Source organism: Psychroflexus planctonicus (genome assembly GCF_014640195.1).
Taxonomy (GTDB): domain Bacteria; phylum Bacteroidota; class Bacteroidia; order Flavobacteriales; family Flavobacteriaceae; genus Psychroflexus; species Psychroflexus planctonicus.
Window position 1 is genome coordinate 85443 of record NZ_BMGM01000001.1, and the last position, 20480, is coordinate 105922.

16 protein-coding genes are annotated in these 20480 nt (G+C 34.4%); 6 read left to right on the forward strand and 10 right to left on the reverse strand.

Features of this window, described 5'->3' with window-relative positions; all coding sequences use genetic code 11:
- Window positions 1-67 precede the first annotated feature (67 nt).
- Both IEV72_RS00440 and rlmB read left to right on the forward strand, forming a co-directional pair.
- Window positions 68-1723 carry an aryl-sulfate sulfotransferase gene (locus tag IEV72_RS00440; RefSeq protein ID WP_188457107.1) on the forward strand — a complete coding sequence of 552 codons (1656 nt, stop codon included), beginning with the start codon at window positions 68-70 and terminating at the stop codon, window positions 1721-1723.
- A gap of 91 nt (window positions 1724-1814) precedes the next feature.
- The gene (rlmB, locus tag IEV72_RS00445; RefSeq protein WP_188457108.1) at window positions 1815-2552 is read left to right on the forward strand and encodes a 23S rRNA (guanosine(2251)-2'-O)-methyltransferase RlmB; all 738 of its coding nucleotides are present in this window, start codon (window positions 1815-1817) and stop codon (window positions 2550-2552) included.
- Window position 2553: 1 nt separating this feature from the next.
- Here rlmB and IEV72_RS00450 read toward each other — a convergent pair whose 3' ends face one another.
- Window positions 2554-3306 (reverse strand): rhomboid family intramembrane serine protease, encoded by a 753-nt coding sequence (locus tag IEV72_RS00450; protein WP_188457109.1) that lies wholly within the window; start codon window positions 3304-3306, stop codon window positions 2554-2556.
- A gap of 73 nt (window positions 3307-3379) precedes the next feature.
- Between IEV72_RS00450 and IEV72_RS00455 the strand changes: the two genes are divergently transcribed.
- On the forward strand, window positions 3380-4651 hold the full coding sequence (locus IEV72_RS00455; RefSeq protein ID WP_188457110.1) for a replication-associated recombination protein A: 1272 nt from the start codon (window positions 3380-3382) through the stop codon (window positions 4649-4651).
- 2 nt (window positions 4652-4653) lie between these two features.
- A complete protein-coding gene (gene hemW, locus IEV72_RS00460) occupies window positions 4654-5784 on the forward strand; it encodes a radical SAM family heme chaperone HemW (RefSeq protein ID WP_188457111.1) in 1131 nt (376 codons plus the stop codon).
- A gap of 5 nt (window positions 5785-5789) precedes the next feature.
- Here the strand turns inward: hemW and IEV72_RS00465 are convergent, their stop codons facing one another.
- On the reverse strand, window positions 5790-8270 hold the full coding sequence (locus IEV72_RS00465; protein ID WP_188457112.1) for a zinc-dependent metalloprotease family protein: 2481 nt from the start codon (window positions 8268-8270) through the stop codon (window positions 5790-5792).
- Between the two features lie 313 nt (window positions 8271-8583).
- Here IEV72_RS00465 and IEV72_RS00470 point away from each other — a divergent pair, with 313 nt between their 5' ends.
- Window positions 8584-9429, forward strand: a complete 846-nt coding sequence (locus IEV72_RS00470) for a DUF2911 domain-containing protein (RefSeq protein ID WP_188457113.1) — start codon at window positions 8584-8586, stop codon at window positions 9427-9429.
- A gap of 54 nt (window positions 9430-9483) precedes the next feature.
- Here IEV72_RS00470 and IEV72_RS00475 read toward each other — a convergent pair whose 3' ends face one another.
- Window positions 9484-11169, reverse strand: coding sequence for a sodium:solute symporter family protein (locus tag IEV72_RS00475; protein WP_188457114.1), 1686 nt, complete (start codon window positions 11167-11169; stop codon window positions 9484-9486).
- Window positions 11170-11266: 97 nt separating this feature from the next.
- The gene (locus IEV72_RS00480) at window positions 11267-13762 is read right to left on the reverse strand and encodes a PIG-L family deacetylase (protein WP_188457115.1); all 2496 of its coding nucleotides are present in this window, start codon (window positions 13760-13762) and stop codon (window positions 11267-11269) included.
- A 185-nt stretch (window positions 13763-13947) separates the two neighbouring features.
- Between IEV72_RS00480 and IEV72_RS00485 the strand changes: the two genes are divergently transcribed.
- Window positions 13948-14487 (forward strand): 1-acyl-sn-glycerol-3-phosphate acyltransferase, encoded by a 540-nt coding sequence (locus tag IEV72_RS00485; RefSeq protein ID WP_188457116.1) that lies wholly within the window; start codon window positions 13948-13950, stop codon window positions 14485-14487.
- Window positions 14488-14843: 356 nt separating this feature from the next.
- Here the strand turns inward: IEV72_RS00485 and IEV72_RS00490 are convergent, their stop codons facing one another.
- The 6 genes from IEV72_RS00490 to ligA form a co-directional block, all read right to left on the reverse strand.
- Window positions 14844-15692 (reverse strand): substrate-binding domain-containing protein, encoded by an 849-nt coding sequence (locus IEV72_RS00490; RefSeq protein WP_188457117.1) that lies wholly within the window; start codon window positions 15690-15692, stop codon window positions 14844-14846.
- Between the two features lies 1 nt (window position 15693).
- On the reverse strand, window positions 15694-16581 hold the full coding sequence (locus IEV72_RS00495; RefSeq protein WP_188457118.1) for a nucleoside phosphorylase: 888 nt from the start codon (window positions 16579-16581) through the stop codon (window positions 15694-15696).
- A gap of 2 nt (window positions 16582-16583) precedes the next feature.
- Window positions 16584-16796, reverse strand: coding sequence for an alkylphosphonate utilization protein (locus IEV72_RS00500; RefSeq protein WP_188457119.1), 213 nt, complete (start codon window positions 16794-16796; stop codon window positions 16584-16586).
- Between the two features lie 22 nt (window positions 16797-16818).
- Window positions 16819-17151, reverse strand: a complete 333-nt coding sequence (locus IEV72_RS00505; RefSeq protein ID WP_188457120.1) for a translation initiation factor — start codon at window positions 17149-17151, stop codon at window positions 16819-16821.
- A 12-nt stretch (window positions 17152-17163) separates the two neighbouring features.
- Complete coding sequence (locus IEV72_RS00510; RefSeq protein ID WP_188457121.1) at window positions 17164-18120, reverse strand: isopenicillin N synthase family dioxygenase; 957 nt, start codon at window positions 18118-18120, stop codon at window positions 17164-17166.
- Window positions 18121-18364: 244 nt separating this feature from the next.
- A complete protein-coding gene (gene ligA / locus IEV72_RS00515) occupies window positions 18365-20368 on the reverse strand; it encodes an NAD-dependent DNA ligase LigA (protein ID WP_188457122.1) in 2004 nt (667 codons plus the stop codon).
- Between the last annotated feature and the right edge of the window lie 112 nt (window positions 20369-20480).

Genomic DNA, 20480 nt, shown 5'->3' on the forward strand with positions numbered 1-20480 from the left:
GCTTTAATCAACTCGTTAAGAAAATAAATCAGGAGAAAATTTACTGATTCTCAAATTCGTTATTTTTATGATTCACAAATTAAAAAAATACATATTATCTACTTTAGTGATTCTCATCTGCCAATTTGCAAATGCGCAAAATACGGTTGGAACAACATTCGTTACAAGTGATGTATATGATGGGTTTACTTTATTAAATATTGGAACAAATTCCTATTTAATAAACAATTGTGGTGAAGTCATGAATGAATGGAACAGCGTTTACCCACCAGGCAACGCAGTATACCTTTTGCCTAATGGAAATTTGTTAAGAGCTGGCAGAGTAGAATCAGGCAGTAGCATCTCTATGGGTGGTGCTGGCGGCATAATAGAACTATTTGATTGGAATGGTAATCTTATTTGGTCTTATCTATACAACGATGAAAATAACAGACAACATCACGATGTATATCCTATGCCTAACGGAAATGTTTTAATTTTAGCTGCTACCATCATGACAGAAGAAGAAGCGATTGATGCAGGCCGAGATCCAAATTTATTACCCGACAATAGACTCTACAATGAACAGATAATTGAAGTAGAACCCATTGGCGCAGCCCAAGCTAATATAGTCTGGGAATGGAACATAAAAGACCATTTAATTCAAGATTTTGACAATTCTAAACTCAACTTTGGAAATGTTGCCAATTCTCCTGAAAAGCTAGATATCAATTTCTTAAATGGTGCTAGTGGCTCAGAAAATTGGTTGCACTTTAACTCTATCCAATATGATGAAGAATTAGATCAAATTGTTATTAGTTGTAGAAACTTGAGTGAAATCTATATTATAGACCACTCTACAACAACGCAAGAAGCAGCTACTAGCAATGGTGGTACTTATGGAAAAGGTGGTGATTTGTTGTACAGATGGGGAAATCCGCAAGCATATCAACAAGGTACAGCTGAAGATAGAACTCTATTCGGACAACATACTCCCTATTTTATAGAGCCAGGATTAGATGATGAAGGCAAAATCATGCTATTCAACAACGGTTTTCAACGTACACCTGAATTTTCGGAGGTACTAATTTTAACACCTCCCACAAATACACCTGGTTTTTACACTATAGAAAATGAATCAGCTTATGGTCCAGTAAGTGCTGATTATATATATTCGGATTTGTCTGAAAATCCATCTCCATTTTATTCGCATATAGTGAGTAGTGCTCAGAGATTACCCAACGGAAACATTCTAATCTGTGAAGGTATATCTGGCAGAATATTTGAAATTGATGAAAACGAAAACCTAGTATGGGAATATCAAAACCCAGAAAGTAATTCTAACAATACAGCAGTAAACCAAGGTGAAGAAGCACCTGGAAATAACTTACTGTTCAGAGCTACTAAATATGCTTCAGATTATCCTGCTTTTACAAATCATGAATTAACACCTGGTGAACCTTTAGAAGGTAATCCGGATTTAACTCAATGCAATAATGTTTTGAGTCAACAGGATTTTGAAATAACAGATGTAAACATTTACCCAAATCCAACTTCAGGAACACTGTACATAAAAACTGATTTTCCAATTGAAGAACTAAATGTTTTTGACCTTAATGGCAAAAAAATGTTGAAACAAAAAATGACAGACCAATTAGATGTGTCTAATTTAGATTCAGGTATTTATTTTTTAGTTTTAAAAAATGGGTCTAATTACATCACTAAAAAGATTGTAAAAAGATAATTTTTATTTACAACACTACTCCTTTTTGGTTTATAAGTCAATATCCATGTTCATTACCTATCTTTGCATCTTATTCAGTTGATTTATAACCATGGAAAAAGAAGAAATTATTTACGGTGCACACAGTGTAATTGAAGCCTTAAAAAGCGAAAAAAGCATTGAGAAAATAATACTAAACAAGGGACAACGTAACGAATTTTACGAGGAAATTACTCAGTTAGCCAAAGAACAACAAGTTAAAGTTAGTTTTGTACCACAGGTGAAATTTAGAAAATACGAAAATCTAAATCATCAAGAAATCATCGCTTTTACTTCACCAGTAAAATTTGCAGATTTTGAAACCATAATAGAATCTATTTTAAGTAAAAAAGAAAGTGTTTTGTTTCTAGTCTTAGATGGCGTAACCGATGTAAGAAATTTAGGATCAATTATTAGAACAGCAGAGTGCACAGGAGTAGATGCTATTATTCTTCCTAAAAACAATTCGGCTGGAGTAAACAAAGACACCGTTAAAACATCAGCAGGAGCAATTTTCAAAATTCCTATTTGTAAAGTAGATCACGTTCATGATGCATTGTTTTACTTTCAATCTAGTGGCATACAGTTAATTGCTGCAACAGAAAAAACAGATAATTACATTTACAATCAGGAAGTAAATGCTAAAGTAGCTTTAGTTATGGGTGATGAAAATAAAGGAATTAGCAATGCTACTTTAAAACAAGTTGATGCTAAAGTAAAATTACCACTCTTAGGCTCAATTGAATCTTTAAATGTTAGCGTTGCATGTGGAGCAATGCTTTATGAAATAGTGAGAAGAAAAACACAATAATCTATTCCTTTTTATTTTTGGAGAGCTTATATTGAAACTGAACATCTTCAGTGCAATCTACACTAGAATTTGAAGCATCGTCGGCTTCAAGTTGTGAAGCGGTTATAAAATTTCCATGCTCATCAAACTGTTGAAGAAATGGGTCGTCTTCTTCTTGAAAATTCTCTTTTTCCCAGTAATATTTTTTTTCTGAGGAAGACGGCACTTTAAATAAGAAAGCGAGTACAATTCCTATTAAAAGTCCTCCTAAATGTCCTTCCCAAGAAATTCGCTCTTGTTGTGGGAAAATTCCCCAAACCATACTGCCATATAAAAACACAACAATTAAGGACAAAGCAATTAACCTATAGTTTTTAGACCAAATTCCTTTGAAAAATAAGAAAGATGTAAGCATATAAACTACTCCACTTGCACCAATATGGTATGAGTCTCTTCCCATTATCCATGTTAAAATGCCAGCTCCAAGTAAACCCCACCATAAAACTTTATACTTTACAGATGGGTAGAAATAAAACAAAGCTGCCAATAAAATAAACAAGGGCAAGCTATTGTTGTACAAATGCTCTACACTGGAGTGAATAAAAGGACTAAATAAAACACCTTGCAAACCACTAAATGTTCTGGGTTTTAGACCATGCGCATTAAAATTGAATCCAAAACGTAATTCTATCCAATACACAATCCAGAGGCTAAAAACAAACAGGAAAGGAATTAGAATTACCTGAAAAATATTAAAAGTTACCTTGTTTTTCATAGTTTCTTATAAACAAAAAAAGAGCCAAGCTAAAAGTACAGAAAAATTGTCATCATTATTGTAATTTTGCAAAATGACAGCACCCTTAGCAGAGCGACTCAGACCAAATAATTTAGACGAATACATCGGGCAATCTCACTTAGTTGGAAAGTCAGGACCAATCCGACAAATCTTAAAATCTGGTTCTGTACCATCCATGCTGTTTTGGGGTCCACCAGGAATTGGGAAAACAAGCTTAGCCAACTTAATTGCAAAAGAAGCTAACAGACCTTTTTATACGTTGAGTGCTATTAACTCTGGAGTAAAAGATGTTAGAATGGTAATTGATAAAGCCAAACAAAGCGATGGTTTTTTTCAAAACAAACAACCCTTACTTTTTATAGACGAAATCCATCGTTTTAGCAAATCTCAACAAGATTCGCTTTTAGGAGCGGTAGAAAAAGGCTGGGTAATTTTAATTGGTGCAACTACAGAAAACCCAAGTTTTGAAGTAATTCCCGCACTTTTATCGAGATGTCAGGTATACACGCTAAATGAATTCAGCAAAAAAGAATTACTCCTGTTACTAGATAAAGCAATTGAAGAAGACACTTTTTTAAAGGAAAAGAAAATTACACTAAAACAAACAGATGCTCTGCTTAAATTAAGCGGTGGAGATGCTAGAAAACTGCTCAATAACTTTGAATTGGTGGTTAATTCAGATAAATCTGATGAAATCATCATCAACAACAAAAAAGTGGAAGCGGTTGTTCAGCAAAGATCTGCACGATATGACAAAACGGGTGAACAACATTACGACATTATTTCTGCTTTTATTAAATCTATTCGAGGAAGCGACCCAAACGCTGGTGTATATTGGTTGGCAAGAATGATTGAAGGTGGTGAAGATGTAAAATTTATAGCCAGAAGACTTATTATTTTAGCTAGTGAGGACATCGGTTTGGCTAATCCTACAGCGCTGGTCATGGCAAATAACACGTTTCAAGCTGTAAATACTGTTGGTTTTCCAGAAGCGAGAATTATTTTGAGCCAATGTGTAATTTATTTAGCAACTTCGCCTAAAAGCAATTCTGCTTACATGGCTATTAATAAAGCGCAAGCCTTAGTTAAAGAAACTGGAGATTTAGCCGTTCCTTTAGCTTTGAGAAATGCTCCTACAAAATTAATGAAAGAATTAGATTATGGCTCAGACTACAAATACGCTCACGATTTTAAACATAATTTTGTTGAAATGGAATTTCTTCCCGATGAAATAAAAAACACAAGACTTTTTGCGCCAAGCCAAAATGCAAAAGAACAACAAATTGCAAGTCGTATTCAGCAACTTTGGAAAGGAAAATATTAAATATGGGAATTTACATTCACATCCCGTTTTGCAAACAAGCTTGCCATTATTGCGACTTCCATTTTTCAACTTCTCTAAAGCACAAAACAAAACTGGTAAATGCAATTTGTAACGAATTAATACTTCGTAAAAAAGAACTTCATAAACCCATTGAAACCATCTATTTTGGAGGTGGCACTCCTAGCCTACTTTCAAAAGAAGAGTTAAAACAAATTTTAGACTGTATTTATAATAATTACAATGTCATACAACAGCCTGAAATCACTTTAGAAGCCAATCCAGACGACCTAGAAGAAAGTTATTTAGCCATGCTAAAAAGCACTTCAATTAACCGATTGAGCATTGGCGTACAATCTTTTTTTGAACGCGATTTAAAATTGATGAATAGAGCACACAATGCCAATGAAGCATTGAGTTCTATCAACATAGCAAAAAAGTATTTCGATAATATTTCAATAGATTTGATTTATGGCATTCCTGATCAAACAGAAGAAGACTGGATTAAAAATTTAGAAAAAGTAATTGAATTAAATATTCCTCATGTTTCCAGTTATGCACTAACTGTAGAGCCAAATACGGCTTTGCATTATTTTATTGAAAAGGAAATTATCCCTCCAGTTGATGATGATTTGGCGAAAACCCATTTTGAAATACTTGTTGAATTTTTAAAACAACAAGGCTTCGATCATTATGAATTTTCAAATTTTGGAAAACCCAACTACTATTCAAAAAATAACACTGCATATTGGACGGGTAAAAATTATTTAGGAATTGGACCTTCAGCTCATAGTTTAGTAGAAAATAAAAGAAGCTGGAATGTTTCTAATAATAGTAAATACATTAAAAGTATTGAAGAAAATAAACTACCACATGAAGTTGAAGTTCTAGATACAATAGATCAGTACAACGAATATGTAATGACAAGACTTAGAACAAAATGGGGAATATCTACAAAAGAAGTTGAGCAGAGATTTGGAGCTAAATTTTTGACTTATTTATTAAATTATCTTCCTAAAAAAATAGATGAAGAACTACTCATTAGAGATGGTGATTTTATTAAAATTCATCCCAATGCACTTTTTTTAGCCGATGGTATTGCTTCAGAATTATTTATGCTAAAAATGAACAATTAAAAAAACTAACGGATTATTAGCTTTTCTACCAATGTATTTTCTCCATCATTTATTTGAAATAAATACATTCCTTGTTGTAAATTATCAAATTGAACTTCCTGCTTCAATATCCCTGGTTCTAATTTAAGGTTTTCAATTAGCCTGCCTTGTAAATTATATAACTTTCCATTTATTTCTGCTCCAGATAAAGTAGAAAAATTAACTTGAAATTTACCGTTATTTGGGTTGGGTATTATTGAAAATTTGTTTGCTTCCTGATTAATAGTAGATAAGCTAGTTGTACATATTTCTAGAGACCAAGAGTTTAGTTGTCCATCATCTTGATTATACCAATCTGTTAAAGACAAAGTCCATTCTCCTTCAGCAATACTTCCTACCCATTGGTTTAAGCTACCGTTACTTGGCTGGAAAGTTCCTGAAAGTGGATTTGTACAATTATCTGGAATGGGCGAACCTTCATCATTAAATTCAACAACAATTCCATCTTCTGCATCGCACTCTCTTTCAAGTAAAACTAAAGATTCATCATTTGGACCAGTTAGTTCAATTATCAAATCCTGAATATAAGTGTGTGATATATCAACTTGTACATTAATCGTTTCAATTACCACATCTTGATCAAAATTTATAGAAGATGAAACAGTTGTGCCAGGCTCATTTTCTCCATTACCATCAGGAATATTCAGCACAGTGTTGTTTTCAGGTGTAAAACATGTTAGTGAAACATCAGAATCTATAGTGAAGTTCTCTTCATTTACAGCATAAAAAATACTGTTTGAAGCTTTAACCATAATCCGACATGAAGGACCATAAATATTTGGCACTATAATATCTGCGGAACCATTATTAGGAACATTTGAAGCCAATACAACATCAAAATCCAATTCAGAATCGGTAGATAGTAAAATATCAACTTCGGGAGAATTTACAGGTGCATTATTTGTGTTTGCAACATCCCAAGTAATGGTCTCGGTATCTCCTTCTTGCCAAATAATACCCGATGTATTTTGTGATGTTACTGAAAAAGGACCATCAGAAACAAAAGTAATTTCGGTTGTTCCAAGCTCACTCTGTCCGCCTTCTGAGTTATTATCTCTTACCAAAACACCAAATTCCATTTCCCTTGCTGTATCTGGAATAACTTCCCAAGTAGAAGATAAACTACCATTTAATACTGTTGTAAAGTCTGGAAAATAACGTCTTGGTGAAGTAGTTGGCGGTAAAGATCTAAAACTTGGCCCATTTGTGTTTGTTGATTCAGGTGGCTGATTAGAAATTTCATTATCCAGTTGCTCCCAAGTGTAAGTCAAAACATCGCCATCTGCATCAGATGCTTCAACTTCTAAAAAAAATGCTGTATTACTAGGTATGGTATAGTCCTGTAATTCAACATCTATAGTTGGTGGATTGTTTGATATCCCTATATCTTCTGAACAAAAAGAACCCGTAGAATTAGTTACGTAATTTTGAATTTGAGATATGGAAACTACATGAAAATAATCATCGCTTGCTGATTGTACATTGGGCGGACAAACATTAGCATAAGCCATAATGGTACTCCCGCTTCCTGTTTCTACAGCAGTAGAATTTGTTCTGTTGCCACCACAAAAATTATTAAAGGTGTGGGATGCTCCAAATTGATGCCCTATTTCGTGAGCAACATAGTCTACATCAAAAGGATCTCCAACAGGAGCAAAAGAACCTGTAACTCCTTGGGCTTTGAAATTTGGATTACACACAGATGGAGAAGATGCAATTCCCCCACCTCCAGTACTAAACACATGTCCAATATCGTAATTTGCAGTTCCTATTACATTATCTACTTGAGTTTGGTTTTGACCAAGCATAACTCCGCCACTATTGTTGGTATAGGGATCGTTATCTGGATCAAGCTGAATTAAATCTTCGTTGTTATCAATCAATTGTAAATTAATGGCGAGGTCCCTTTCATAAATAGAATTAATACGGTTTATGCTGACTACCATGGCAGCCAAAACAGCATCCTTTTTAACTTGATCAGGAGCTGAAGTAGCTACTTGTGCAGCTGATATATGATATTCAGCATACTCTCCAGTACATGCTAATGCTAACCTATATCGTTTTAAAGTAGTATTATCTACTAAATTGCTACTTGCTCCCCAATTAAAATCATCTTCTTGTATTTGTTCTTGCACTTCACAAACAACAGCATTTAAATGATCTGTATAAGCTTGATTTTTATTAAAAACCATGTATACATCACCAGAATAACTTATTGGATTTATAAATGATGAAGCTCCACTTTTAGTAATCATTCCATAAACACCGTAAGAAGTAATAGTCAAATTCAGTATTTCATTCTTATTTGATTCACTAACTCCAATGTAAGTTTTTATATCAGGAAATTGATCAGCTAAACCTGAAGACATCACTTCAGTCTGATAAATACTAAAGGTTTCAAAATTTCCATTTTCAGAAGGAAATTCAACCTTTGAGTTACTTTTCATATTTGTAAAACGAAAAGGAGTATTTTCCAAAGCTTTGATCAGAGCTTTTTTATTCAATGAATATTTATCAAAATTCTTGAACTTGGAGCGATATTCAATGGTATTTTTTTTATCTAAATTGGATGCATCAAGTTTAGTCCAGATTTGATTGCTTTGAGAAATAGCATTCCATGAGAAACTAACAAATACAATAATTAGTAATACTGAGTATTTGTGAAATTTAGTATTTTTATAAATCATGCGGATTTTTATTAATAGTTCATAAAAATATAAAAACTTACTCAAAAACCATTAATTTTGGAAAAAACATAATATGAAACATTTACTAAACATTTTTATCGGGTTATTATCCATTGGTTTAACAGCGCAAGTAACCGCACCACAACCTTCAACAAGTGCCAAAACAGAACAGGTTGTTGGCTTAACTACTGTTCAACTTGCTTATTCTAGACCATCTGTAAAAGGGAGAACTATTTTCGGAGATTTGGTGCCCTACAATCAAAATTGGAGAACGGGAGCAAATGCAAACACTACCATTTCATTTTCAGACGATGTAATAGTTCAAGGGAAACAAGTTAAAGCTGGAACTTACGCTATCTATTCGCTACCCAAACCAAAAAGCTGGACTATATATTTGTATAGCAAAACAGATAATTGGGGTTTACCTGAAGAATGGAATGAAGAGCATGTTGCAGCTCAATTTGAAGTAAAAACACAAACAACTGATTCTCATATTGAAAATTTTACTTTGCAAATCAAAGATATCACTTCTTCAATGGCCAAAGTTCAGATTGCTTGGGAAAAAACAATGGTAGAATTTCCTGTAGAAGTTCCAACCGAGAAAAAAGTAATGAAAAGCATTACAGAAACTTTAAAAGACGAACCTAAAGCAAGAGATTACTATAGTGCAGCAGTATACTACTTAGAAGAAGGTAAAGATATAGGTCAAGCGGTTGAATGGATTGACATAGCTATGGAAATGCAAGATGAAAAACCATTCTGGATGCTCAGACAACAATCGCTTATTTACAGTAAAGCGGGAAAGAAAAAACAAGCGATTAAAATAGCTGAAGAGTCTTTAAAAGCAGCCCAAAAAGCAGGTAATCAAGACTATGTAAAAATGAATAAAGAATCGATTAAAGAATGGAAAGCTAAATAATTTTAAGCTTTAAAACATTTAGAAACTGTTTCAATTGACGTTGAAGCAGTTTTTTTATGCGCGATTCCTGTTGAAAGTTTCCAAAACCAATGCGATTAAAATTACCAAAGCACTACCAAAAACATTAAGCCACAAGTAAGGCATTAAATCAATATACCAAACGTACAACACAATAGCTTGCGTGATTATTGCAGCGACAAAAACCGATTTAGCTTTTACGTAATTAATGAAAAATGCTAACAAGAAAATTCCCAACACATTACCATAAAAAATAGAACCTATAATGTTGACCAACTGAATTAAATTGTCAGATAAATACGCAATGCAGGCAAAAGCTATGGCAAAAATCCCCCAGCCGAGTGTAAACAACTTAGATGCGTTTAAAAAATAACGGTCTGATTTTTTGGTCTTTACATTGCGCTTAAATAAATCCATGGTAGTTGTACTCGCCAAGGCATTTAATTCTGAAGCCGTAGAAGACATGGCTGCACTTAAAATAACCGCCAATAATAATCCTACCAATCCTTTGGGTAAAAAATCCAGAATAAAACTGATAAAAATATAATCTTTATCGTTGGTTTCTATGGTTTCATCTGCCTGCTTAATGAGTAGTTTAGCTTCATCTCTGATTTCAAATTCCTGAGTATTTAGCAAAGCGACTTTTTCTTGAAGTGCATTCATTTCAGCTTGATTTTCATCAGTAAAATCACCAAATTGAGAAGCAATTTCCTGCTTTTGATGTTGAATTAATTGCAGCTTTTCTTCTAAATCTATATAATCTGTTTTGTATTCCGACTCGTAAACTGCGTTTTGTGCAGCTGGATTAAAATTCAATGGAGCAGTTTCAAATTGATAGAACACAAAAACCATTATGCCTACCAACAAAATGAAAAACTGCATGGGAACTTTCAAAAATCCATTGAAGAGCAAACCCATCTGACTTTCACGTAAGGAACGAGCCGAAAGATAACGTTGTACCTGACTTTGGTCGGTTCCAAAATAAGATAAGGCCAAAAAAGTCCCACCTAAAATTCCGCTCCAAAAAGTATATCGATTTTCAAAATCGAAAGAAAAATCCAATACATCTAATTTACCGCTAGAACCCGCAATTTTTAGGGCTTTATTAAAGCTGATATCGTCTGGCAAATGATTCAAAATAAAGAAAAAGGCCACAAACATGCCTGCAAATATCACCGCCATTTGCTGTTTTTGCGTCACGTTTACCGCTTTGGTACCACCTGAAACTGTATAAATAATGACTAAAACGCCAATAATAATATTCAGCGTAAACAAATCCCAACCAATTACAGCCGATAAAACAATAGCTGGAGCAAAAATGGTAATTCCAGCAGCCAAACCACGCTGAATTAAAAACAACAATGCCGTTAAGGTTCGGGTTTTTTGATCGAATCTAGATTCTAAATATTCGTAAGCCGTATATACTTTTAATTTATGGTAAATGGGTAAAAAAACCATGCAAATAATAATCATGGCTATGGGAACGCCAAAATAAAATTGCACAAATCCCATTCCATCGTTAAAAGCTTGGCCTGGTGTTGACAGAAAAGTAATGGCACTAGCCTGAGTAGCCATGACTGATAAACCCACCGTCCACCATTTGGCTTCGTTTCCGCCTTTAATAAAATCGCTTACATTTTTGCTTCCCCTAGATTTGTAGCTTCCATAAATTACAATAAAAGCCAAAGTGAAAATCAGTACAACTGCATCTATCCAATCCATTTGCTAATATTGTTTCATGAACCAATAGAAAAACAAAACATAAACTACATTAAGCACAAGTAGTAATGTATAAGTTTTGCTCCATTTGTAATTTGTTTTATTCTTCATTTCCTAAGGATAATAAGTTAGCAAATAAACGATAAGCGCCAGTAACTCCGGCAGGAAGTTGCCTAAAAAAACTTAAGCCAGTATACGTAAAATAACCTTTTCCATGTGGCGCAACCAACAAACTTCCTTCTAAAACAGGTTCATTTGGGTCTTGCATTCCTAAAATGGGCGTAAATTCTGGACTCCATTGATCTGAAAAGTACAAACCGCGTTCTTGCACCCAATTTTCAAAATCGGTAGAAGTTATTTGGTTAGGCGAATTCAATACAGGATGTGCTGCAGCTAAAAATTGAACTTCAGCATATTCATCTGTAACACGGTTTCTGGACAATTGAAGCGGCAGCGGACTAATTTCTGTTTTTAATCCTCGACTGGTATTGTATTGAACAATTACATTTCCACCCTGCTTTGCATAATCAAATAAAATCTCTTTTTTAATCGCTAAATCTTCATAGATGTTGAAAGCTCGAATACCGACCACAACCGCATCAAAAGATGTTAATTTTTCTGCTGAAATTTCATCTACTGAAAATTCTTCAACTAGGTAGCCTAATTCTGAAATGGCTTGGGCTACATTGTCACCGGCTCCTTGAATATATGCTACTTTTTCACCTTTAGTATTTACATCTAGTTTAATCAACTTTAATTTGTTAGGTTGAATCAAACTTTGTTGTGCGATATGGGGATAATCAATTAATTCTACTTTGGAAGCGTAATTTCCTGTTGAAGTTTTTACAGTGGATTTCAAATGAAACTCAGATGCATTTTTTGGTGGTGTAATATTAAATTGAAGCTTTTTTGTTTCGTTTGAATTTGAAAACTCAACTTCAAACACATTGGGCTCAACTTTCCAACCCGAAGCTGTTTCTAAGTTAATTTGAAACTTTTCTTTACTCCCGTAATTCTGAACTTCGATATGTACTTGCTTGGGTTTTTGATCTGAAAAAACCATAATTTCTTTTTCAAAAGCTAAAGAAACAGGTGGTAGGGTGTGAAAATTCTCATAGACTTCACCATCTACTGGATCGTTGAACTTATAGATTAAGTTTCGGGTAATCGAAATGGGTTCTCCATCTATTTCAATATGAAATTGAACCGGCAAATTGTTTTCTAATTCGGGTAAGTTTCGGTGTTCTAATTCATCAACTTTATACAACGCTTTTGCAGGATTGTTATCTAACCAAAACGGATTACTCAGTTTTTGATTTTCTGGGATTAGCACTTCTGATTTCCATTCGTTTTTTTGGTTAGGAAGTAATGATATAGAATTGATAGCGTTTGTTTTGTTATCTAAAACTTCAACTGATTTCAGTTGTACATTGGCTTCAGACTGGTTGGTAGCTTCAATAAAAACTTGAACTTTTTTCCCTGGATTAGTGTAAGCCGTTTTTGTTCTAGCTTCTAAAAACAAACCTGAACAAGCTACAATTATATCTTCGAGCTCAGCTAACTTTCTCGCTTTCCAAAACGAATCTTCAGCTTTATCCAATAATTGATAAGCGGCTATTAATTTGGGTAAACTGGAACTCGGATTTTGATAATCGAACTCAGCTTCCGCTTTGTTAAGCAGTTTTTGAATTTTTGAAGCTGCTTTGGTATTTAATCTTGCCCAACTGGTTTCAATATGTGCAAATAAATTTTCTGTGTTGGGTAATTCGCCTTTAAGCAATTCTATATACTCCACTTCATCGCCGCGTGTTCCTGTATTTCCAAAACCTTGCGACTTGTGCATGCTTCGGCTTAAAGCTGCAATTTCATTGTTAGAAAGACCAATATCAGCGTAAAATTCACCAATATTTAAAGCCAAATGTTGTTGATGGTCTGCCTGCTGAAAAGCTTCTTTACTTTCATAAAAAAACCAAGAATCGTTAAAATAAATGGCTTTGGGTTGCCATGTTTCCACTTGATTTAATTGTTCAGGGAAAGCATCCTTTTGACCTGCCAAATCAAAAGCTTGCATGGCTAAAATAGCCGAAGCCGTATGATGTCCATGGGTTGTACCAGGCGTTCGATGATCAAAGCGATTGACAATAATATCTGGTTTGTTCATTCTGATGGCATAAACCAAATCGGCTAATACTTCTTCTTCATTCCAAGTTGAAAGTGCTTCATCTGGATTTTTTGAATAACCAAAATCGATTGCTCTAGTAAAAAGTTGGTGCCCACCATCAATTTTTCTGGCTTCCAGTAATTCTTGAGTTCGAATTAAACCTAGCTTTTCATTTAAGTCAGCTCCGATTAAGTTTTGTCCACCGTCGCCACGTGTTAAAGAAATATACGTAGTATGCGCATGATAATGCTTGGCAAAATAAGAGATTAAACGCGTGTTTTCATCATCGGGATGAGCAGCCACATACATTACATTTCCGAAGAAATTTAATTTCTTAATGGCTTCAAACACTTCTACTGAACTGGGTTTTTGGGGCTGTTGAGCAAATCCAAATTGAATTAAAAAAATAAAAATAGCCAAGCAGAGTCGCTTCATAGTTTTTTTGTTTCAAATATACACGCATTGGTAAATCTCAACTTTCAATACGCATAGGTTTAACATTTCGACTATTTTATTCGGTATAAGTTTAATTGAAACCGGTGTTTGAAGGTTTTTGTTGAAAAAATATGCTGAAATAAAACTCCTAAAAATGTACTTTTGAAAAACAATTGAATTTACATATGCGTTGGTTAGCCAAGTTGATTTTTAAACATATTTTAGGTTGGAGAATTGTTGGCGAATTAGACCCAAAGATCAAAAAAGCTGTTTTGGTTATTGCCCCACATACTAGCTGGTATGACTTTTATATTGGCGCTTTAGCTAGAAAAATAATCAAACAAAATATTCATTATGTCGCTAAAAAAGAATTATTCGATTCTATTTTTGGGTTGTATTTTAGATGGATGGGGGGCGCTCCAATTGATAGGTCTAGATCGCAAAATACAGTAGACCAAATTGTAGCTATTTTTAATTCTAGAAATGAATTTCGATTAGCTATTACTCCCGAAGGCACTCGAAAAAAAGTGAAAGAATGGAAAACAGGCTTTTATTACATCGCTGAAAAAGCAAAAGTTCCTATTGTTCCAATTGTTTTTGATTACAAATTGAAACAAATTCAAATAAAGCAGAGTTTTCTTGTAAATGGGAATATAGATAAAGAAATGCCAGAACTAAAGGCGGAATTTGAAGGAGTAACTGGTAAAGTTCCAGAAAACTTTTAATACCAATTTGAAAATAAAATGTAGTAACTTAATTATGATGATATTATGCAGATACATCAGCCTGCTGCTAGCAGGTATTTTTTATTCGATGTTAAAAATAGCAATCGGTGTTAATCTTACTTGTCGGCAGCTAAATGGTAAGGTTTATTAGCTTCAAGCTTTTTTTGCTTTGGAAAGCGTATTTTTATTCTATAGGATTTTATAGCTTCATCATCAGGGCTATTGCAACTAAAAATCAATAAAAAAACATTGATTAAAATCAATGCAATTAAAATATATAAAATGGTTATAAGCATAAAGTACTAATGATTTCTACTACGTAGATTAACTATATTGTAAATGGTTGCGTAAAAATTTTAATTTTTTGTAAAAAAAACTTCATCTCCAGAAACAGAAACTAAATCAAGGCTTTTCAATTCACCCAAAGTAATTTTGACATCTTGTTCTGTAATTTGATCTTGGCTCCATCTGGTTCTTTTCATCCATTTCTCCACATCTTGAATTTTTAAGCCATAGGCATCTGCTATTTCTTCAACTAAATTTTGATTTCCGATATTGGCTTTGGTTTGTTGGTTCACTACTTCTAAAATCTGGTGCAAGATTTCCCGATGTTGTTGGATAAATTCATTTTTGGCTACAATTACAAAACAAGGCCAAGGCGTTGGACAATCGTCTATATGCTTAAATATTTTTTGATCAACTAAAGGTTTTGTAGTAAAATGTTCCCACATAAAATAATCAGCTTTATTTTGTTGAAGCGCTTCAACTGCTCCGTCTAAATGGTTTGCTGTTTCAAAGGATAAATTTTGTGTGTTCCAATTTTCATTTTTGGCATTTACATAAGCCATTAAATGCGATCCTGAACCTTCTCTACTAATGGCTACCGTTTTGTTTTCAAGATCGGCTAAGTTTTTATAATCAGAATTATAGTCTACATAAATTCCCCATAGTAATGGAGAATCTACAAACTTTTGGACAATTCGTAAATCCATACCATCACAAATTTGCTTAATGCTACCTTCGGTAAGCATAATGGCTAAATCTAACTCTTTACTAGCCAGTGCTTCACTCATTTGGCCAGTTCCACCAGGGAAATCTTTCCAAACTAAATCAATTCCTTTTTCCTTAAAAGAACCTTTTTGTATAGTTTGATGCCATGGATAATTAAAATGCTCGGGAACACCGCCAACTCTAACTTTATGCATACTAATTTTCTTGGGTTAAAGTGTCCAACACAAATTGAATAAGTTCGTCAACTAAATCTTTGGGATGATTGCTGAATGTTCCCATTGCTCTATTGGCAATAATAGCGTTGACAGATAAAGCTTCATGGCCTAACATTTTCGACAAGCCATAAATGGCACTCGTTTCCATTTCTAAATTGGTAATTCTATTTTCTTGATAGCTGAAACTAGCCAAACTATCAATGAAATTTGGTTTGGAAAGTGGCAAACGCAAAACTCTACCTTGTGGGCCATAAAAACCTACATTGGTTCCTGTTAATCCAAAATGCAAATGCTTTTCATTTGAAGCTTTAAATTTATCTAATAGATTTTGACTTGCATCTACAACATAAGGTTCCGCTTTTTTAGGAGAATCTTGCAAATGTTGAATTAAGGCTTGGGTTATTTCCTGATTGATCACATCGGTTCCTTGTGCATAATAATGTAGCAAACCATCGAAACCAACACCGCCAGAAGAGGCCACATAGCGATCTACAGGAACATCTTTTTGTAAACTACCTGAAGTACCAATACGCACAAAATGCAATTTCTTTTTCTCTTCTTTTACAGTTCTGGTTTTAAAATCGATATTGGCTAAGGCATCCAACTCGTTAATTACAATATCGATATTATCCGTACCAATTCCTGATGAAATTACTGTTAGTTTTTTTCCTTTATAATAACCCGTTTTGGTTTTAAATTCTCTTTTTTGCGTTTCAAAAATAACTTCATCAAAAAATTGTGCTACTCGATCTACTCTATTTTGATCGCCAACAGTAATAATGGTGTCGGCTATATCATCTGGTTTTAAATTGATATGATATATACTGCCGTCAGGATTTATAATTAATTCAGATTCTTTTATGGGCATGTTTATGCTTTTTTAACAAACTCGGTTTTTAAAACCAATCCTTTAATTTTTTTATTTCTACATTCTATTTCGCCAATGGTATTGGTTAAATAAATATTTTTAAAGCTTGTACCGCGTTTTAAAGTAGTTGATGTTCCTTTTACTTTTAAATCTTTAGTCAACACAACCGTGTCGCCATCTTGTAGCAAATTTCCATTTGCATCTTTTGTTTCCATGTTATTTAAATTGAAAAGTAAATTAACCGCCTACCCGTTTGGTTTTAAAACCAAATTCTTCTAAAATTTGAATGATTTGCTTACGGTAATCTCCTTGAATAATAATTTCTTCGTTTTTGCTACTCCCACCAACGCCCAGTTCTTTTTTTAAGGTTTTTGCCAATTTTTTAAAATCTTCAGCGCTTCCGTTGTAGCCTTTAATAATGGTATTTACTTTTCCTTTACGTTTTTCAAAATGGCACGCTAAGGGTTCATCTTGTAACCACATTCCTTCATCCGAAGCTGCTTCTTTTGAAACTTCTTCATCAGGTTGATGGTCAGGAAATAAATTTTTCAACTGGTCTTGTAAATCCATTGAATGCAAGTTTTACTTTTTATCTTTAATCAAACCGATGTCAACCAAACGTTGATGCAAAAATTCGCCAGCAGTAATGTCTTCGTATTGTTTTGGATTTTCATCAGAAATACATTCTTCTAAACAATCCAATTTCATTTCGCTTCTAGGATGCATAAAAAATGGAATGGAATAGCGTGGATTTCCCCATTCATCTTTTGGTGGATTTACCACACGGTGAATGGTAGAACGTAATTTATTATTGGTGTGGCGTTCTAGCATATCGCCCACGTTAATGACCAATTCGTCTTCATTTGGAATGGCATCAATCCATTCTCCATCCTTACGTTGTACTTGCAAACCGCCTGTAGATGCGCCCATTAACAAAGTAATTAAATTGATGTCTCCATGCGCACCAGCGCGAACTGCACCTTTAGGTTCTTCGGTAATTGGCGGATAATGTATCGGCCTTAAAATGGAATTTCCATTACTTGCCCAATGATCAAAATAATGTTCTTTTATACCGATGTGTAGCGCCAAAGCACGCAAAACATAAATACCCGTTTTCTCCAACATTTTATAAGCTTCCATTCCGACAGCATTGAACTGCGGTAATTCTTTTACTACCACATTTTCTGGATATTCTTCGGTTAAGTTTGCATTTTTATCGGGTTCTTGACCAAAGTGCCAAAATTCTTTTAAATCGCCTTCTTTCTTGCCTTTTGCATGTTCTTTACCAAAGGAAACATAGCCGCGTTGCCCACCAATGTCTTCTCTTTCGTATTTTCTTTTTGTATCTTCAGGTAAAGCAAAAAAGGATTTCACTTCTTTATATAACTTCTCTACAAGCTCATCATCTAAAAAATGATTTTTAAGTGCCACAAAACCAATTTCTTCGTAAGCACTTCCTATTTCGTTTACAAATTTTTGTTTTCGTTTGGGGTCGTCCGATAAAAAATCAGCTAAGTCTACACTTGGTATATTGGTCATTGACATGAATAAATACTTTAAAAAGTTAGGAAAGCAAAAATAAGGAATTATTTAGACATCGGCTTCAAATCAAACTATAGAGATAGTTTTTGATATTCATTAGAAGCGGAAACCTGCCTTCTCTTCAAATACGCAGCGCAACCAATCTACATGTAATTTTTCAAAAGGAGCTTCCGTTGGTCGCTCTTTTCAAAAAACATGTATTTAATGGGTTGTACTTTGCGGGTTTTCCGTTCTGTCAGGGCTATTCAAAATTTACCATCTCCAGAAATTCATCTTCAGAAAGCAAATTCACTCCTAAATCTTCTGCTTTTTTCAACTTGGCAGGCCCCATATTTTCACCTGCTACCAAATAATCTGTTTTCTTAGAAATGGAACTGGTATTTTTACCTCCGTTTTTTTCGATGAGTTTTTTCAACTCGCTTCGAGAAACTTTTTCGAACACGCCAGAAATCACAAAGGTTTTACCTGAAAGCAAGTCGGTTTGGCCTGCGAGCTCTTCTTCAGAAATTTGCAATTGAACTCCGTGTTGCTTTAAGCGTTCTATAATTTCAAGGCTTTTTTCTTCTTGAAAAAAGGCAACTACACTTTCGGCTATTCTTTCGCCGATTTCATCAACAGCAATCAATTCTTCCAAAGTTGCTTCAGCCAGTTTATCAATGTGCTTAAAATGTTTTGCTAACTTTTTGGCTACGGTTTCGCCTACATAACGGATTCCCAAACCAAATAAAACCCGCTCAAAAGGAACTTGTTTGGAAGCTTCAATTCCGTTGATTAAATTTTCAGCTGACTTCTCTGCCATGCGTTCTAAAGGCAAAACATCTTCTTTTTGAAGTGTGTACAAATCGGCATAATTATTTATCAAAGCTTCATTTACTAATAAGGCAACCGTTTCGCCACCTAAACCTTCAATATCCAGAGCTTTTCTGGAAATGTAATGTTGAATTCTGCCGATTACTTGTGGTGGACACGCACTGGCATTTGGGCAATAATGAAGCGCTTCACCTTCGGCTCTAACCAATTCTGAACCACATTCGGGGCAATTTGAAATGTATTGCGTAGGTTTTGAATCCGTTGCTCGTTTAGTGAAATCTACTCCTGTGATTTTCGGAATAATCTCGCCACCTTTTTCCACAAAAACTGTGTCGCCTTCACGGACATCTAACTTTTCAATTTGGTCTGCGTTGTGCAAAGAAGCACGTTTAACCGTGGTTCCCGCTAGTTGAACCGCTTCTAAATTAGCTACTGGCGTAATGGCTCCCGTTCTTCCTACTTGATAAGTGATTTGCTTCAATACGGTGGAAGCTTCTTCGGCTTTAAATTTATACGCCATTGCCCAACGTGGCGATTTGGCTGTAAAACCCAATTCTTCTTGTAATTGCAAATTATTCACCTTTACCACTACTCCATCTGTTTCGTATGGCAAGTCGTGACGGTGTTTGTCCCAATATTCAATGAAAGCTAAGACTTCCTTCATGTTGCAGACTAGCTTCGATTCAGCTGGAACTTTAAATCCCCAGTTTCTAGCTTTCTCTAAACTTTCAAATTGGGTAGTTAAACCCACATTTTCACCTACAATAGAATACAACAAACAATCTAAAGGCCGTTTGGCTACCAAGGAGCTATCTTGCAATTTCAAACTCCCTGAAGCTGTATTTCTAGGATTGGCATAGGGTTCTTCTCCATTTTCAACACGTTCTGCATTTAGTTTTGCAAAACCTTCGTAAGGCAACACAATTTCTCCGCGAATGTGAAATTTTTCAGGATGATGTTCGCCTTTCAAAATCAACGGAACCGATTTGATGGTTTTTACGTTTTGTGTAACTTCATCACCTTGAATTCCATCTCCACGGGTTACCGCTTGGATAAATTTACCGTTTTCGTAAGTCAAACTAATGGAAGCTCCATCGTATTTCAGTTCACAAACATATTCTACTTCTTGTTCAGCAACTTTCAGAATTCGTTTTTCCCAATCCAATAAATCTTCTTCGGAGTAGGAATTGGAAAGTGAATACATTCGGTGTTCATGCTTAATCGTGGGGAAATTTTTAGTTACTTCACCACCCACACGTTTGGTAGGCGAGTTTTCATCTTGAAACTCAGGAAATTTTTCTTCTAATTCTTGAAGTTCTTTCAACTTCATATCAAACTCGTAATCTGATATTTCTGGCTGATCTAAAACATAATATTTGTAATTGTGTTCACGGAGTTCTTCGGTAAGTTGTTGGATTTTTTCCTTCGGATTCATGCTGCCTGATTTCTCGCTGAAAAATACTATTTTTTGAGAAAACTACTTTGCAATCGGCAGAAATATTAGGGAGTTTTTTGGTGTATAAACCAATATCAAATTAGTGCTTTAA

Bases quoted from the DNA above. Each gene is read 5' to 3' on its own strand.
- IEV72_RS00440 (WP_188457107.1), top strand. From the start codon at position 68: ATGATTCACAAATTAAAAAAATACATATTATCTACTTTAGTGATTCTC.
- rlmB (WP_188457108.1), top strand. From the start codon at position 1,815: ATGGAAAAAGAAGAAATTATTTACGGTGCACACAGTGTAATTGAAGCC.
- IEV72_RS00450 (WP_188457109.1), bottom strand. From the start codon at position 3,306: ATGAAAAACAAGGTAACTTTTAATATTTTTCAGGTAATTCTAATTCCT.
- IEV72_RS00455 (WP_188457110.1), top strand. From the start codon at position 3,380: ATGACAGCACCCTTAGCAGAGCGACTCAGACCAAATAATTTAGACGAA.
- hemW (WP_188457111.1), top strand. From the start codon at position 4,654: ATGGGAATTTACATTCACATCCCGTTTTGCAAACAAGCTTGCCATTAT.
- IEV72_RS00465 (WP_188457112.1), bottom strand. From the start codon at position 8,270: ATGAAAAGTAACTCAAAGGTTGAATTTCCTTCTGAAAATGGAAATTTT.
- IEV72_RS00470 (WP_188457113.1), top strand. From the start codon at position 8,584: ATGAAACATTTACTAAACATTTTTATCGGGTTATTATCCATTGGTTTA.
- IEV72_RS00475 (WP_188457114.1), bottom strand. From the start codon at position 11,169: ATGGATTGGATAGATGCAGTTGTACTGATTTTCACTTTGGCTTTTATT.
- IEV72_RS00480 (WP_188457115.1), bottom strand. From the start codon at position 13,762: ATGAAGCGACTCTGCTTGGCTATTTTTATTTTTTTAATTCAATTTGGA.
- IEV72_RS00485 (WP_188457116.1), top strand. From the start codon at position 13,948: ATGCGTTGGTTAGCCAAGTTGATTTTTAAACATATTTTAGGTTGGAGA.
- IEV72_RS00490 (WP_188457117.1), bottom strand. From the start codon at position 15,692: ATGCATAAAGTTAGAGTTGGCGGTGTTCCCGAGCATTTTAATTATCCA.
- IEV72_RS00495 (WP_188457118.1), bottom strand. From the start codon at position 16,581: ATGCCCATAAAAGAATCTGAATTAATTATAAATCCTGACGGCAGTATA.
- IEV72_RS00500 (WP_188457119.1), bottom strand. From the start codon at position 16,796: ATGGAAACAAAAGATGCAAATGGAAATTTGCTACAAGATGGCGACACG.
- IEV72_RS00505 (WP_188457120.1), bottom strand. From the start codon at position 17,151: ATGGATTTACAAGACCAGTTGAAAAATTTATTTCCTGACCATCAACCT.
- IEV72_RS00510 (WP_188457121.1), bottom strand. From the start codon at position 18,120: ATGACCAATATACCAAGTGTAGACTTAGCTGATTTTTTATCGGACGAC.
- ligA (WP_188457122.1), bottom strand. From the start codon at position 20,368: ATGAATCCGAAGGAAAAAATCCAACAACTTACCGAAGAACTCCGTGAA.